Origin of the sequence: Glycomyces endophyticus, assembly GCF_039531525.1 — a bacterium.
Lineage (GTDB): Bacteria > Actinomycetota > Actinomycetes > Mycobacteriales > Micromonosporaceae > Glycomyces > Glycomyces endophyticus.
The window spans coordinates 190,785-204,869 of sequence record NZ_BAAAQF010000004.1; the positions used below are offsets into that span (position 1 = coordinate 190,785).

Annotated in this window: 11 protein-coding genes; 5 read left to right on the forward strand and 6 right to left on the reverse strand. The window is 71.3% G+C overall.

Annotation, left to right across the window (positions count from 1 at the left end):
- Window positions 1-9: 9 nt before the first annotated feature.
- Together ABD419_RS04055 and ABD419_RS04060 are read right to left on the reverse strand one after the other, a co-directional pair.
- On the reverse strand, window positions 10-1,692 hold the full coding sequence (locus ABD419_RS04055; RefSeq protein WP_344482047.1) for a solute symporter family protein: 1,683 nt from the start codon (window positions 1,690-1,692) through the stop codon (window positions 10-12).
- A complete protein-coding gene (locus ABD419_RS04060; RefSeq protein ID WP_344482048.1) occupies window positions 1,689-2,045 on the reverse strand; it encodes a DUF485 domain-containing protein in 357 nt (118 codons plus the stop codon). Before ABD419_RS04060 ends, ABD419_RS04055 begins: the two co-directional genes overlap by 4 nt.
- Window positions 2,046-2,349: 304 nt before the next feature.
- On the opposite strand from ABD419_RS04060, the gene ABD419_RS04065 reads away from it, so the two are divergent.
- The gene (locus ABD419_RS04065) at window positions 2,350-2,766 is read left to right on the forward strand and encodes a VOC family protein (protein ID WP_344482050.1); all 417 of its coding nucleotides are present in this window, start codon (window positions 2,350-2,352) and stop codon (window positions 2,764-2,766) included.
- Between the two features lie 52 nt (window positions 2,767-2,818).
- On the opposite strand, the gene ABD419_RS04070 is transcribed toward ABD419_RS04065, so the two are convergent.
- The 4 genes from ABD419_RS04070 to ligA form a co-directional block, all read right to left on the reverse strand.
- Window positions 2,819-4,255: an ATP-binding protein gene (locus ABD419_RS04070; RefSeq protein ID WP_344482053.1), complete on the reverse strand. Its 1,437-nt coding sequence runs from the start codon at window positions 4,253-4,255 to the stop codon at window positions 2,819-2,821.
- 146 nt (window positions 4,256-4,401) lie between these two features.
- On the reverse strand, window positions 4,402-5,391 hold the full coding sequence (locus tag ABD419_RS04075) for a sigma-70 family RNA polymerase sigma factor (RefSeq protein WP_344482056.1): 990 nt from the start codon (window positions 5,389-5,391) through the stop codon (window positions 4,402-4,404).
- 118 nt (window positions 5,392-5,509) lie between these two features.
- Window positions 5,510-7,471 carry a putative bifunctional diguanylate cyclase/phosphodiesterase gene (locus ABD419_RS04080; protein WP_344482059.1) on the reverse strand — a complete coding sequence of 654 codons (1,962 nt, stop codon included), beginning with the start codon at window positions 7,469-7,471 and terminating at the stop codon, window positions 5,510-5,512.
- Between the two features lie 401 nt (window positions 7,472-7,872).
- Window positions 7,873-10,101 (reverse strand): NAD-dependent DNA ligase LigA, encoded by a 2,229-nt coding sequence (gene ligA / locus ABD419_RS04085; protein WP_344482062.1) that lies wholly within the window; start codon window positions 10,099-10,101, stop codon window positions 7,873-7,875.
- Between the two features lie 193 nt (window positions 10,102-10,294).
- Here ligA and ABD419_RS04090 point away from each other — a divergent pair, with 193 nt between their 5' ends.
- The 4 genes from ABD419_RS04090 to ABD419_RS04105 all read left to right on the forward strand — a co-directional run bounded on the left by ABD419_RS04090 (window position 10,295) and on the right by ABD419_RS04105 (window position 14,041).
- Complete coding sequence (locus ABD419_RS04090; protein WP_344482065.1) at window positions 10,295-11,698, forward strand: alkaline phosphatase PhoX; 1,404 nt, start codon at window positions 10,295-10,297, stop codon at window positions 11,696-11,698.
- 251 nt (window positions 11,699-11,949) lie between these two features.
- Window positions 11,950-12,672 (forward strand): ABC transporter ATP-binding protein, encoded by a 723-nt coding sequence (locus tag ABD419_RS04095; RefSeq protein WP_344482068.1) that lies wholly within the window; start codon window positions 11,950-11,952, stop codon window positions 12,670-12,672.
- A 1-nt stretch (window position 12,673) separates the two neighbouring features.
- The gene (locus ABD419_RS04100; RefSeq protein ID WP_344482071.1) at window positions 12,674-13,411 is read left to right on the forward strand and encodes an ABC transporter permease; all 738 of its coding nucleotides are present in this window, start codon (window positions 12,674-12,676) and stop codon (window positions 13,409-13,411) included.
- Between the two features lie 9 nt (window positions 13,412-13,420).
- Window positions 13,421-14,041: a TetR/AcrR family transcriptional regulator gene (locus ABD419_RS04105; RefSeq protein ID WP_344482074.1), complete on the forward strand. Its 621-nt coding sequence runs from the start codon at window positions 13,421-13,423 to the stop codon at window positions 14,039-14,041.
- The last annotated feature ends 44 nt before the right edge of the window (window positions 14,042-14,085 follow it).

Below are 14,085 nucleotides of genomic sequence, written 5' to 3' on the forward strand. Positions count from 1 at the left end.
CGGGGCCGCCTAGTGGACCGAGGCCCGCTCCGCGCCCGCACCGGTGAACGCCCGGACTTGCATGGACGCGAACCGGTCAGGGTGCGATTCGGAGCTCATCAGCGTGCCGACCACGGCGCAGATGAGACCCAGCGGGATGGACACCAGGCCGGGGTTCGACAGCGGGAACCATGCGATGTCGACCCCTTCGCCGAGCAGCGAGGTTTCGGTGCCTGAGAAGGTCGGCGAGAAGATCACCAGGCCGATGGAGGAGATGAGGCCGCCGTAGATGCCCGCGACGGCGCCGGCGGTGTTGAACCGCTTCCAGAAGAGGCTGAACAGCAGCGTCGGCAGGTTCGCGGAGGCGGCCACCGCGAAGGCGAGCGCGACCAGGAACGCGACGTTGAGGTCCTGGGCGAAGACCGCGATGACGACGGCGATGGCGCCGACGCCGACCGCCGCGAACTTCGCGAAGACGACCTCCTGCTTGCCGCTGGCCTTGCCGTGCTTGAAGACCCCGTTGTAGAGGTCGTGGGCGAGCGAGGACGAGCAGGCGATGATGAGGCCGGCGACCACCGACAGGATCGCCGCGAACGCCGCCGACGCGATGAGCGCCAGCATGATCGCGCCGCCGGTCGATCCGGCGATGTTCTCGCCGATGACCTGCGAGAGCTGCGGTGCGGCGGAGTTGCCGGCCGGGTTCTCGGCGATGATCGCGTCCTTGCCGACCATCGCGGCGGCGCCGAAGCCGAGCACGAGGGTGAGCAGGTAGAACATGCCGATCAGGCCGATGGCCCAGTTGACGGACTTGCGGGCGGTCTTGCCGTCGGGAGTGGTGTAGAAGCGGATGAGGACGTGCGGGAGGCCGGCCGTGCCCAGCACGAGCGCGAGCCCGAGGCTGATGAGGTCGAGCTTGTTCCACAGTGTCTGGAGCGAGTCCCCCGCGACCTCGGTGCCGTAGCGCAGCCCCGGTTCGAGGAAGGCCGCGCCCTGGCCGGAGACGCTGGCGGCGTCGCCGAGGAGGGCCGAGAGGTTGAAGTTGTAGTGCACCAGCACCAGGATCGCCAGGACGAACGCGAGGCCGATCTTGACGCAGGCCTGGAAGATCTGGACCCAGGTGGTGCCCTTCATGCCGCCGAAGGCGACGTAGGCGACCATGAGCAGGCCGGTGACGACGATGCCGACGACCTTCGCGGCCCCGGCGTCCATGCCGAGGAAGGTCTCGCCCTCCTTGATGCCCAGCAGGAGCGTCACCAGCGCGCCGGTGCCGACCATCTGGGCGAGCAGGTAGAAGATCGAGATGCTCAGCGTCGCGATGGAGGCCGCGGTGCGGACCGGGCGCTGCTTCATGCGGTACGAGAGCGCGTCGGCGACGGTGAACCGGCCGGAGTTGCGCAGGGACTCGGCGACGAGGAGCAGCGCGACGAGCCAGGCGACCAGGAAGCCGATCGAGTAGAGGAACCCGTCGTAGCCGTAGAGGGCGATGGTGCCGGCGATGCCGAGGAACGAGGCGGCGGAGACGTAGTCGCCGGCGACGGCGAAGCCGTTCTGCCACGCGGAGAAGCCGCGGCCGCCGGAGTGGAAGTCCGTGGCGGTGCTGGTCTTGCGCCCGCCCTGGATGGTGATGAAGATGGTCACCAGGACCATCACCATGAACAGGGAGATGGTCAGGATGCGGTTGGAGTCGCTCATCTCCTGCGCGAGGATGCTCATCGCCCGCCCCCGTTCATGATGTCGTCGCGCAGCTCGGCGGACTGGCGGTCGAATTTGCGCTCGGTGAAGCGGTTGTAGGCCCAGGTCACGTAGAAGGTCACCACGAACTGGCTGAGGCCGAGGACGAGGCCCAGGTTGATGTTGCCGAACAGGACGATGCCCATGAAGTCGCGGGCGTACGCCGACAGGAGCACGTAGACGAGGTACCAGGCCAGCGCGGCGAGCAGGACCGGGACGGTGAAGCGGAACAGGGTGCGCTTGAGCTCGACGAAGCGGGGGTCGTCGTGCATCGCGGCGATGTCCGCGTCGCTGACCTCTGTCGGCGGGCCGTTGTCTTCGGGGGTCGTGGTCATCGAGCCTTCCTCACTGAAGGGCCGGGCATCAGGCGTGTCGCGGGCGTGACCGGCTGGTGTCCACACGGTGACGTGTGTCACCTGGGAACTTAGGGCCTTCCGGGGCCCGGGAGAAGCACCGTCGCCGGGCGTGTCGCCGGGACGCCGCCCTCGTGCGGCGAACCGGCGGCGGGCCGCCGGTGAGCGGTCGGCGAGCGGTCGGCGAACGGCGCCGCGCGGGTCCCGCTGCGGGAGCGATGAATCGGCGGCGCCGGAGTCGTCCTTACTCGGAAGGCACACCGAGACCGGAAAGCAGCGTGAGCCGATGGCGAGCAAGATGATCTTCCTGAATTTGCCCGTGGCCGACCTCCGGAAGTCCATGGACTTCTACCTGGCCCTCGGCTGGAGCGTGAACCCCGACTTCACCGACGAGAACGCCGCCTGCGTGGTCGTGGACGACAACATCTGCCTGATGCTCCTCGACCGCGAGTTCTACACGACCTTCGCCGAGCGCCCGGTCGCCGACACCCTCGGCTTCTCCTCCGCCGCCTACGCCCTCGCCCTCCCCCGCCGCGAGGCCGTCGACGACCTCACCGACGCCGCCCTCATGGCCGGCGGCACCGAGGAGACCGCCAACAACGACCGCCGCACCCAGGAGGCCGAGATCGGCATGTACGGCCGCACCTTCCTCGACCTCGACGGCCACCAGTGGGAGCCGTTCTACATGCCCTACCCCCAGTAAGGAAACCCGAAGACGCCGGCGGGCGCCCCGCGATGCGGGGGGGCGCCGGCGTTCACCCGGCCCGGTGCCTCCAGGCCTCGATCAGGTCGTCGGGTCCGATGCCGGTCACGCCGGGGACCTCGCACCCCGAGCGCGCGACCGCGATGAGCGGGGTGTCGTCGTCCGCGCCCGGCAGCTGCGCGCGGTGCGCGATCAGCGCGGCGAAGTCCCTTTGGTCGAAGGGCTTGCGCTCCAGCCACTTCACTGAGCCGACCGCGGTGACGCGCTTCGCGACCGGTTCGCGGTCGGCGCCGACGATGTCGATCTCGGGGTTGTTCGACCTGGTCCAGTAGCCGCCGACGGTGTCGGTGCCTTCCGGCAGCAGGTCCGGGGCGAGCCGCCACAGCGCCTCGCGCACGACCGGCTCGACCGCGCGGCCCCGCCACGAGGTCCAGCCCTGACGGATCGCCTTGAGCACCAGGTCGCCTCGACCGCGCTCCACTTTAGAGATGGCCCCGGCCAGGAAGAACAGCCAGAAGCGCAGGTAGGGGTCTTCGATCCGATAGCGGGTCTCCCGGCTCGCCCGGGTCGAGAGCGGCGTCTCGGCCTTCACGATGCGCCGCTCGGCCAGCACCTCCAACGACCGCTTGAGCGACGTCGGCGCCAGGTCCCCGGCGGCCCGGCCGATGAGGGCGAAACTGCGCTCGCCGCTGCCGATGGCCCGCAGCACCTGGCGCGCATGCGCTTCGGCGGGGAACTCCGCCGACAGCGAGCGCTCCGCGCTCACCAGCAGCGGCGAGGTCGGGTGGCGCAGCGAGGCCCCGATGAACTCCCACAGCGAGGTCCCCGGCTCCCAGCGTTCGAGGACCAGCGGGAGTCCCCCGGTGACCAGGAACGCGTCGAACGCCTCCGCCGCGCCGAGGCCGGTCCGCTCGGCGATCTCGGCGGGGTTGAAAGGCGGGACGACCATCTCGGTCCCGCGCTGGTAGAACGGGCGGCCGTAGGTGTTGACCCGCTCCATGACGGCGAGGTCGGAGCCGATGAGCACGAGCAGCACGGGCAGGCGCGAGAACCGGCGGTCGAAGGCGCGCTGGAGCGCGCCTTCGAAACCGGGGTCCTGCGCGATCAGATAGGGCATCTCGTCGATGACGACGATGCTCGGCGAGTCCTCGGGGAGGATCCCGGCGAGCGAGTTCAGGGCGTCGGTCCAGCGGGCGGGGACCCCGTCGGGGGCGAACTCCGCGGCCTCGGGCAGCGTCGACTCCTCGACGGCTTGAGCGAAGGAGCGCAGGTCGTCGCCGTTCGAGAGGCCCTCAGCGGTGTAGAAGAGGTAGGGGGCTCCCGACCGCTCGGCGAACTCCTCGACGAGCCGGGACTTGCCGACGCGCCGGCGCCCCCGCATGATCAGCGCCCGCCCGGGCCTCCCGAGGCCGCCGCCGGAGCGGACCAGTCCGAGGAGCTCGTCGAGCTGCGCGAGCTCCGCCTGCCTGCCGATGAAGCCGTTCGCCATCCGACCTCCACATGCCGAAGGAAGACTATCGATCCTGATACTATCAGAATTGATAGTATCTTGAATGTAAGTCTTCCCGAGTCGCGGTCCCTGAACAGGCGAAGGCCCGCACCGGGTCGGTGCGGGCCTTCGGCCGGTCGGGTCGGTTACTCGCGGTACTCGTCCGGGAGGCCGAAGAGGGGGAAGAGCTTCGGGGTGTCCAGGAAGTAGTTGAGGCCGGCGATCCTGCCGTCGGCGATCTCGAGGACGGTGATGGACCAGGGGGTCCAGAGGCCGGGCTCGCCCGAGGGCTTGTAGTGGCCGAAGGCCGGGAGGCCGTTGGCGCCCACGGGGACCAGGCGGGAGTCGCGGCAGGCGGAGCCGGTGCCGAGCATGAACTCGGCGACGCCGGCGCGGCCCTGGACCCACAGCGGGAACGGCGGCATGGAGAGCGCCACGTCCTGCGTGCAGAGCGCCGTGAGGGCGTCCATGTCGTAGGCCTCGAAGGCGCTGACGTAGCCGTCGACGAGCTTGCGGAGCTCGGCGTCGTCGAGGGCGGCGGTCCCCTGGGCCGGGGCCGAGTGGACCTTCTCCATGGTGGCCTTGGCCCGCTGGAGGGCGCTGTTGACGGAGGCGGGGCTGAGCTGGAGGGCCTCGGCGGTCTCGGCGGCGGAGAAGCGCAGGACCTCGCGCATGAGCATCACGGCGCGCTGCTTGGCCGGGAGGTGCTGGACGGCGGCGACGAACGCGAGGCGGAGCGTGTCCTTGGCCTCGGCGGCCGCGGCCGGGTCGGCGCCGAACGCGAGCGAGTCGGGGATCGGCTCGACCCACATGTAGTCGGGCTCGGGCGCGGGCAGGGGCGTGCCCGCGTCGGAGGCCGGGGCCAGGTCCATCGGCCGGGCCCGGCGCTGCGGGCCCTTGAGCATGTCGAGGCAGACGTTCGTGGTGATCTTGTAGAGCCACGAGCGCAGCGAGGAGCGGCCCTCGAACGCGGCGTAGGACTTCCACGCCCTGGTGAACGCGTCCTGCACGGCGTCCTCGGCTTCGAACGAGGAGCCGAGCATCCGGTACGCGTACGCGCACAGTTCGCGCCGGTGCGGCTCGAACTCGCCGAGCACGTCGTCGGTCCCGGCGGCGGGGTTGAGTGCGATGTTCATGCCCACAGCCTCGCATACCGGACCGACATCCGCGAGCGGCGTTCGGGAACTCCGCCCGGCAGGTCGCCGGGCCCGGCGGAACTCCCTTGTGGCGCTGGGAGGCCGGGCGCTCCGGGCCTCAGCGCTTGCGGTGCTCGGCCATCCAGCGCTCGAACGCGTCGGCGTTCATCGGCTTCGCGAAGTGCCAGCCCTGGCCGGCGTGACAGCCCCAGCCCTCCAGCTGGCGGCGGACCTTCTCGTCCTCGACGCCCTCGGCGACGACCTCGACGTCCAGGGCCCGCCCCAGGTCGATCGTGGTGGAGACGATCGCGGCGTTCTCCTGGTCGTCGCAGAGCGTGGTCACGAACGACTTGTCGATCTTGATCTCGGTGACCGGCAGGCGCCGCAGGTGCTGCATCGAGGAGAACCCGGTGCCGAAGTCGTCGAGGCTGATGCCCACGCCGAGGTCGGAGAGGCGCTGCACGTTCTGGAGCACGCGCCGCGGGTCGGCCATGAGCGCGGACTCGGTGATCTCCAGCTGGAACCGCTTCGCGTTCACGCCGTACGCGTCGATGCGCTCGGTCAGGAAGTCGGTGAACTCCGGCGACTGGAGGTCGCGCACCGAGACGTTCACGGCCATCCGCAGGTCGTACCCGGACTCGCGCCAGGTCCGCAGCTGGCGCAGGGCGATGTCGACGACGCGCTCGGTGAGCATCCGCATCACCGAGGAGTGCTCGGCGGTCTCGATGATCTCGGCCGGGTTGACGACGCCGCGCTCCGGGTGGCTGTACCGCAGCAGGGCCTCGGCGCCGATGACCTCGCCGTCGACCAGGCGCACCTGCGGCTGGTAGAAGAGGTTCACGCCGGGGGCGTCGGGGTGGTCGAGGGCGCGGCGCAGGTCGCCGAGGAGGTGGAGCCGCTCGGGCGAGTGGTGGTCGAACTCGGCGCCGTAGCGCGTGTACGTCCCGGCGCGCTGCTTCGACTCGTACATCGCGATGTCGGCGTGGCGGAACAGGGTCTGGAAGTCGGGGCCGTCGTCGGGGAACACCGCGACGCCGACGGAGCCGTCGACCTCGAGGCTCACGTCGCCGAGGACGATCGGCGCGTCGAGGCGGGCGCGGATCTCGCGGGCGCACTCCATCGGGTCGGTCATGCCGTCGAGCTCGGACCACACGAACGCGAACTCGTCGCCGCCGAGGTGCGCGATCTTCTTGCCGCGCGGGATGTCGGTCGTGAAGCGCTTGGCGAGCTCCACCAGGAGCTGGTCGCCGACCTCGTGGCCGAGCGCGGAGTTGACGTCGGCGAAGCGGTCGAGGTCGAGGATGAGCAGCGCGACGGCGGTCTTGGTCTCGCCCGCGTCGGCCAGCTTGCCGTCGACGACCTCCTGGAAGCCCTTGCGGTTGAGCAGGCCCGTGAGCGGGTCGTGGTCGGCCTCGCGCTCGCGGTCGGCCGCGGTCTGGAGGATGCGGTAGACCGAGAAGATCGGGATCGCGGACGCGGCCACGAGCCACCACGAGGACATGGTGGCGGTCGCGAGGATCGGCGCGATGGCGACCTGGGTCGCGCGCAGCGCCCACTCGCTCTTGAGCCACTGCCAGGTGAGGTCGTGCCAGGGCACGCCGGTGCGCAGGGCCTGCCGGTAGCCGACGAGCGTGGAGCTGACGATCGGCCAGACCGCGCCCGCGGCGAAGATCGCGCCGAGCTGGAGGGCGGAGCCCTCCCAGGGCGCGGCGCCGGTGATGGCGTCCCACACGAACCAGGACGCGCACAGCGCGAGGCCCTGCTGGGAGACGTTGAAGACCGTGCGCCAGGCCGCGGAGCCGATCTGGACCGAGAGCAGGACGATCGCGCACGACTGGACCACCAGGGCGGGGAGGAAGCCCCAGGTGATCATCGTGGCGAGCACGTACACGAGGTAGATCGAGGCGATCGGCGACATCCACAGGCCGCCCCAGCGGGTCGGGCGGAACTCGGCCACGAGCGCGAGCCCGGCGGTCAGCCAGAACGCGAAGGGCACGCCGAACCAGCCGCCCTCGGGCGCCTCAGCGCGCAAGGCGGTGAACCCTGCGGCGACGATCGCCACCACGGTGACCGCCGCCATAAAGCCGTAGTACCGGCCTGGATGCTCTCTCGGCGCAGTGTTGCGCATGAGCGTCGTGGCCATATCGCTCCTCCCACTGCCACACCGTTCCGCGGCGACGCGCCAGAATCACCGCGGGTCGGTCGTGGCCGACTCCTCTGTCATATCGCGATTTTCGCTCCCAGACAACGCTGGGAGCACATGCGGCACACTTGTGACCAGGCGCGACATGTCCGTGACAGAAACCGTTCTCCGCACGGCGGCGGCAGGGCGTCCCGAGGTCGTTTTCAGGCCCGGCGGCCCGTTCGGGCGGCCCGGGCCGAGCCGCGCGAGCGGCGAGGGGCAAGTATCCACGAGACGACTCTGCCTTGTTCTAACGAGCTTCCCCCCTGAATGGAATACGGATCGTTACCGATTTGTGATCATTCTGGTTCGATCTCGTCGTTTTCCGTTTCGGATTCGCGCAGACCCGACTCCAGGAACCCGGCGAAGTCCTCGCCCTGAACGATGGTGACACCGAGTTCGACCGCCTTGTCGTATTTCGACCCTGGTTTCTCCCCCGCGACGACCGCGCCGGTCTTCTTCGAGACCGAGGACGTGGCCTTCCCGCCGCGGGCCTTGACGGCCGCGGCGGCGCCCTCGCGGGTGTAGCCGGGGATGCCGCCGGTGATGACCACCGTGACGCCCTCCAGGGTCTGCGGGAGCGCCTCGGAGGGGTCGGGGTCCTCGTCCCGCATCCGCACGCCCGCCGCGCGCCAGCGCTCGACGATCTCGCGGTGCCAGTCGACGGCGAACCAGTCCTTGACGGCGGCGGCGATGATCGGCCCGACGCCGTCGACCGCGGCGATCTCGGACTCGTCGGCGCCCGCGATGCGGTCGAGGTCGCGGAAGTGCTCGGCGAGGGCCTGGGCCGAGACGGGGCCGACGTGCCGGATCGAGAGGGCGTTGACGACCCGCCACAGCGGCTGGGACTTGGCCCGCTCCAGGTTCTGGAGCATCTCCTCGGCGTTCTTGCGCGGGAGGATCTCGCCGGTCTTCTTGTCGGGCTGGCGGGCGAAGGGGGTGACGACCTTGTCCTCGCCGGTCTTCGCGTCGATCTTGGCGGCCCCGGTGTCGGGGTCGCGCACGACGACGCGGATCGGCAGCAGCTCCTCCATGCGCAGGTCGAAGACCCCGCCCTCGTCGGCGAGGACGGGCGCGGCGGGCTCCAGGGGCTGCACGAGGGCCGAGCAGGCGATGTAGCCCATGCGGTCGACGTCGAAGCAGGAGCGGCCGGTGAGGAACGCGAGGCGCTCGCGCAGCTGGCCGGGGCACGCCCGGGCGTTCGGGCAGCGCAGGTCGATGTCGCCTTCGGCGGCGGGCGCGAGCACGTGGCCGCACTCGGGGCAGCGCTCGGGCATGACGAACTCGGTCTCGTCGCCGGTGCGGGCGGCGACGACGGGGGCGACGATCTCGGGGATGACGTCGCCGGCCTTGCGGACCACGACGATGTCGCCGACGAGGACGCCCTTGGCCTTGACCTGGTCGGCGTTGTGGAGGGTCGCGAACTCGACCTCGGAGCCGGCGACGCGGACGGGGTCGAGGACCGCGTAGGGGGTGGCGCGGCCGGTGCGGCCGATGGAGACCTCGATGCTGCGGAGGCGGGTGTTGACCTCCTCGGGCGGGAACTTGTAGGCGACGGCCCAGCGGGGCGTGCGGCTGGTCGCGCCGAGGCGCCGCTGGACGCCTAGCCGATCGATCTTCACGACGATGCCGTCGATCTCGTGGACGAGCCGGTGCCGCTGCTCGCCGAACTCCTCGATGTACCCGAAGACCTCGTCGACGGTGGGGACGACGCGCCAGTAGGGGCTGACGGGCAGGCCCCAGGCGTCGAGCGCGGCGTACGCGTGGGACTGCGAGTCGGGCTCGAAGCCCTCGAGCGCGCCGAGGCCGTGGGCGATGAACGACAGGGGCCGCTCGGCGGTCTTGGCGGGGTCCTTCTGGCGCAGGGACCCGGCGGCGGCGTTGCGGGGGTTCGCGAAGGGGGCCTTGCCGGCCTCGACCTGGGCCTCGTTCAGGCGGGTGAAGTCGGCGGTCGGGAAGTAGACCTCGCCGCGGACCTCCAGGAGCGCGGGGACGGGGAACTCGTCGGTGCCGGTGAGGCGCTGCGGGACGGCCGCGATGGTGGCGACGTTCGCGGAGACGTCCTCGCCGGTGACGCCGTCGCCGCGGGTGGCGGCGCGGGCGAGGCGGCCGCGCTCGTAGACGAGGTCGACGGCGAGGCCGTCGATCTTGACCTCGCAGAGGTACCGCTCGCCGGGGACCTCGGCGGTGATGCGGTCGGCCCAGGCGGCGACCTCGTCGGTGCTGAACACGTCCTGGAGGCTGAGGAGCTTCTCGAGGTGCGTCACCGGCGCGAACGCCTCGGAGAAGGTGCCGACCTGCTCGGTTGGCGAGTCGTTCTTCTTCAGCTCGGGGTAGCGGGTCTCGAGGTCGATCAGCTCGTGCATGAGCTCGTCGAACTGGCTGTCGGAGACGGTGGGCGCGTCGTCCTCGTAGTAGCGGCGCCGGTGCGCGGTGATCTCCGGGGCGAGCTCCTCCACGCGGGTGCGGGCCCGCTCGAACTCGGGGTCGCCGCTGCGGTCGGGGCCTTCGATGTCAGTCGTGCTCACGGCCCCATTGTGTCAGCAGGGGCCGACCTTCGGCCCCATTGCGACCGCCGGCCCCACGTTTCACGGAGGTCGAAGCCTTATGCAACCGGTCACTTCCCGTTCACGTATTGATTGCCTTCCCCACCCTTTGGGCCGCGATGATCAGCGCGTACCGCCCGCCCCCGCACCGCCTCGAGAAGGAGCCCAGGCCTTGGTGACTCTGCAAGGTTCGAACCGCCGCAGCTTCCTGCGGCGCGGCGCGGCCGCGGGCGGCGGCTTCGCGGCCTCCGCGGTGGAGGGCCTCGCGGCCCGGGCCGCGCGCGCCGAGGACGGCTGGCGGGCGCGCAGCGCCCCCGGAAACGGCGGCTACGGGCCGCTGCGGGAGCTGACCCGGTTCGACCCCGCCTCGGGCTTCTCGCAGACGCTGCGGCTCCCTGAGGGCTTCGACTTCGCGGTCTTCTCCGTCGCGGGCTCGCCGCTGGCGGACGGGACGGCGACGCCGCCGGCGCACGGCGGCATGGCGTGCTTCGCGACGGGCGCGCGCGGCGAGTGGCGCCTGGTGCGCGGCCACGGCGTCGCGGGCGGCCCGGACGCCGCCCCGGAGGAGGCCAAGCACCGCTACGACTCACTCGCCTCGGGCGGCGCCACGACCGTGGCGGTGTCGTGGAAGGACGGCGCGCTCGCGGTCGGCCCGGCGCGGCGCACGCTGTCGGGCGCCGTCGCGAACCGCTCGGGCGGCCCGACCCCGTGGGGCTCGTGGCTGTCGTGCGAGGAGTCCACCGGCGGCGCGTCCGCCGGCTGGGAGGCGCCGCACGGGTACGTCTTCGAGGTCCCGTCCTCCGCCGACGAGGTGTCGGAGCCGCTGCCGCTCAAGGAGATGGGCCGCTTCGTGCACGGCGGCGCCGCGGTCGACCCGCGGACCGGCGCGGTGTACCTGACCGAGGACCAGAACACGGCCGGGCTCTACCGGTTCCTGCCGGACGCCCCGGGCCGCCTGGCCGAGGGCGGGCGGCTCCAGATGCTCAAGGTCGTCGGCGAGTGGAACGCCGACGCGCGCAGCGGCCGCCGGGCCGGGCGCACGGTGTACGTGGAGTGGGTCGACGTCGACGACGCGGACCCGGCCGGCGCCGAGGCGGACCCGCTCGCGGTGTTCGACCAGGGCTGGGCCAAGGGCGCGGCCGTGTTCGGCCGCCTCCAGCAGTGCTTCTTCGCGGACGGCGCGGTCTACGCCGCCTCCGCGTCCGGCGGCGACGAAGGCGAGGGCCAGCTGTGGGAGCTGCGCCCGCGCGGCCAGCGCGGCGGCACGCTCAAGCTGGTGTTCGAGTCCCCCGACGCGGCGCTGCTGCCCTTCCCCGACGGGATCGCGGTGTCCCCGGCGGGGAGCCTGGTCGTGTGCGAGGGCGCGGGGCGCGCGGCGCCGGTGCTGCGGGGCGTGACCCGCGAGGGCGAGGTGCTCGACCTCGCCGGGCACGACGGGACGGCCGTGTGGCGCGGGGCGGTGTTCTCGCCGGACGGCGAGGTGCTCTTCGCGAACCTGCGGGGCGGCTCGCGCGGCGACCGGGCCGAGCCCGGGCGCACGGTGGCGATCTGGGGGCCCTGGCAGCAGGGCGTCCTGTAGACGACTTCACCCTCCGATAGGGGCCGGCCCCGCGGTTGCGACCGCGGGGCCGGTTCTTGCGCTCGGCGCGATGACCTGCGGCGTTCGGCGCTCGCGGCGAGTCTGTGCCGGGTCCCCGTCGCCGAACCGTGAGGACGCGTCTCGGGGATCCTGCGTCGGGTCCGGCTTCGAGGGGTATTTTTTCACCATGCGATGAATTCCTGTGCTACGTTGAATTCATCAATCGTTGAATTTCTTGGAGGCTCCTCATGGTGCCCACCCCCGCTATCGCGGTGACCGACCTGGTGGTCGACCGCGGCAAGCGCCCCGTCCTCAAGAGCGTCTCGACCGGCATCGCCGCGGGGACCGTCGCCGGCCTGCTCGGGCCCTCGGGCTCGGGCAAGACCACGTTCATCAGGTCGATCGTCGGCACGCAGAAGATCAAGGGCGGCACCGTAACAGTCCTCGGGGAGCCCGCCGGGTCGAAGCCGCTGCGCGGCCGCGTGGCGTACGTGACCCAGGACGCCTCGATCTACCGGGACCTCTCGGTCAAGGCCAACGTCGCCTACTTCGCCGCGCTGTACGGGCGCGGCCGCCGCGAGGCGATGCGCGCCATCGAGCGCGTCGGCATGGGCGACCACGCCGACAAGCTCGCCGGGAACCTCTCCGGCGGGCAGAAGACCCGTACCTCGCTCGCGTGCGCGCTGGTCATCGAGCCGGAGGTGCTCGTCCTCGACGAGCCCACCGTGGGGCTCGACCCGGTGATCCGCGAGGAGCTGTGGGACCAGTTCCGGGCGCTCGCCGCGGACGGCGCCACGCTCCTGGTCTCCAGCCACGTCATGGACGAGGCCGACCGCTGCGACCGGCTCCTGCTGCTGCGCGACGGGCGCTTCATCGCCGACGACACCCCGGCGGACCTGCGCGCCGCCACCGGCGCCGCGAACCTGGAGGCCGCGTTCCTGCACCTCGTCCGCGAGCTCGGGGAGGAGGGCTGAGATGTCGCTCCGGATCACCTTCATCACCGCCGGGCGCATCCTGCGCCAGCTCCTCAACGACCACCGCACGGTCGGGCTGATCATCGCCGTGCCCGCGCTCATCATCGCCCTCATCAGCGCCATCATGGACGAGGCGCCGCAGGTGTTCGACCAGACCGGGCTGATCCTGCTGGCCGCGTTCCCGTTCATGCTCATGTTCATGATCACCTCGATCACGCTGCTGCGCGAGCGCACCGGGGGCACTTTGGAGCGGCTCATGACCACGCCGACCGGGAAGCTCGACCTGGTCGTGGGGTACGCGCTCGCGTTCGGGACGGCGGCCGCGGCGCAGACCGCGGTGGCGGCCACGGTCGCCTTCGCGTTCCTGGGCCTGGACACCGCCGGTCCGATGTGGGCGGTGCTCCTCATCTGCGTCGTCACGTCGCTGTTCGGGATGGCCCTGGGGCTCTTCGTGTCCGCGTTCGCGACCACGGAGTTCCAGGCGGTCCAGTTCATGCCGGTGTTCGTGGTCCCGCAGCTGTTCCTGTGCGGGCTGATCTGGCCCGCCGACCAGATGGCGGGCTGGCTGCAGGGCGTCTCGGACGCACTGCCGCTCACGTACGCGGTCAGGGCGCTCACCGAGGTGCGGCTCCACCCCGACGTCACCGCGGACATGTGGGCCGACCTGGCGGTCGTGCTCGGTGCGGTCGTCGTCGCAACCGTCCTCGGAGCCGCGACGCTCAGGCGGCGGACCGATTAAGGTCGTGTGGTGGTGAGAACGAAGCGGACCGGGCGGCGCTCGGGCAACCCCGACACCAGGTCGGAAATCCTCGGCGCCGCGCGGCGGCTGTTCGCGGTCGAGGGGTTCGAGTCGGTGTCGATGCGGCGCATCGCCGGCGAGGCCGGCGTCGACCCGTCGCTGATCCACCACTACTTCGGGTCCAAGGACGAGCTGTTCATGGCCGCGATCGAGATCCCGTTCGACCCGGCCCCGGAGGTCGCTGCGGTCCTCGCGGGGGGCGGGGTCGAAGGCGCCGGCGGCCGGCTCATGCACGCGTTCGTGGCGATCTGGGACGGCCCGCACCACGAGAAGCTCCTCGCGGTGGTCCGCACCAGCCTGTCGAAGCCGGCGATGTCGTTCGTGCTCAGGCAGCTGTTCGAGCACCGGATCGTCAAGGCCGTCGAGGCGGCCCTCGGCGACCAGGTCGACCACATCCCGGTGCGCGCCAACTTCATCGCCTCGCAGGTCTTCGGGCTCGTGGTGACTCGGTACATCCTCAAGCTGGAGCCGATCGCCTCGCTGAGCGAGGCCCAGCTCGCCGAGACGATCGGGCCGACCATCGACCGGTACCTGACGATGCCCGTGGCGCAGCTCGTCGGGGAATCGTGACGGCATCCTGACGCGAGCGGGCCTCACGAGGTTTCCGGGCCGGA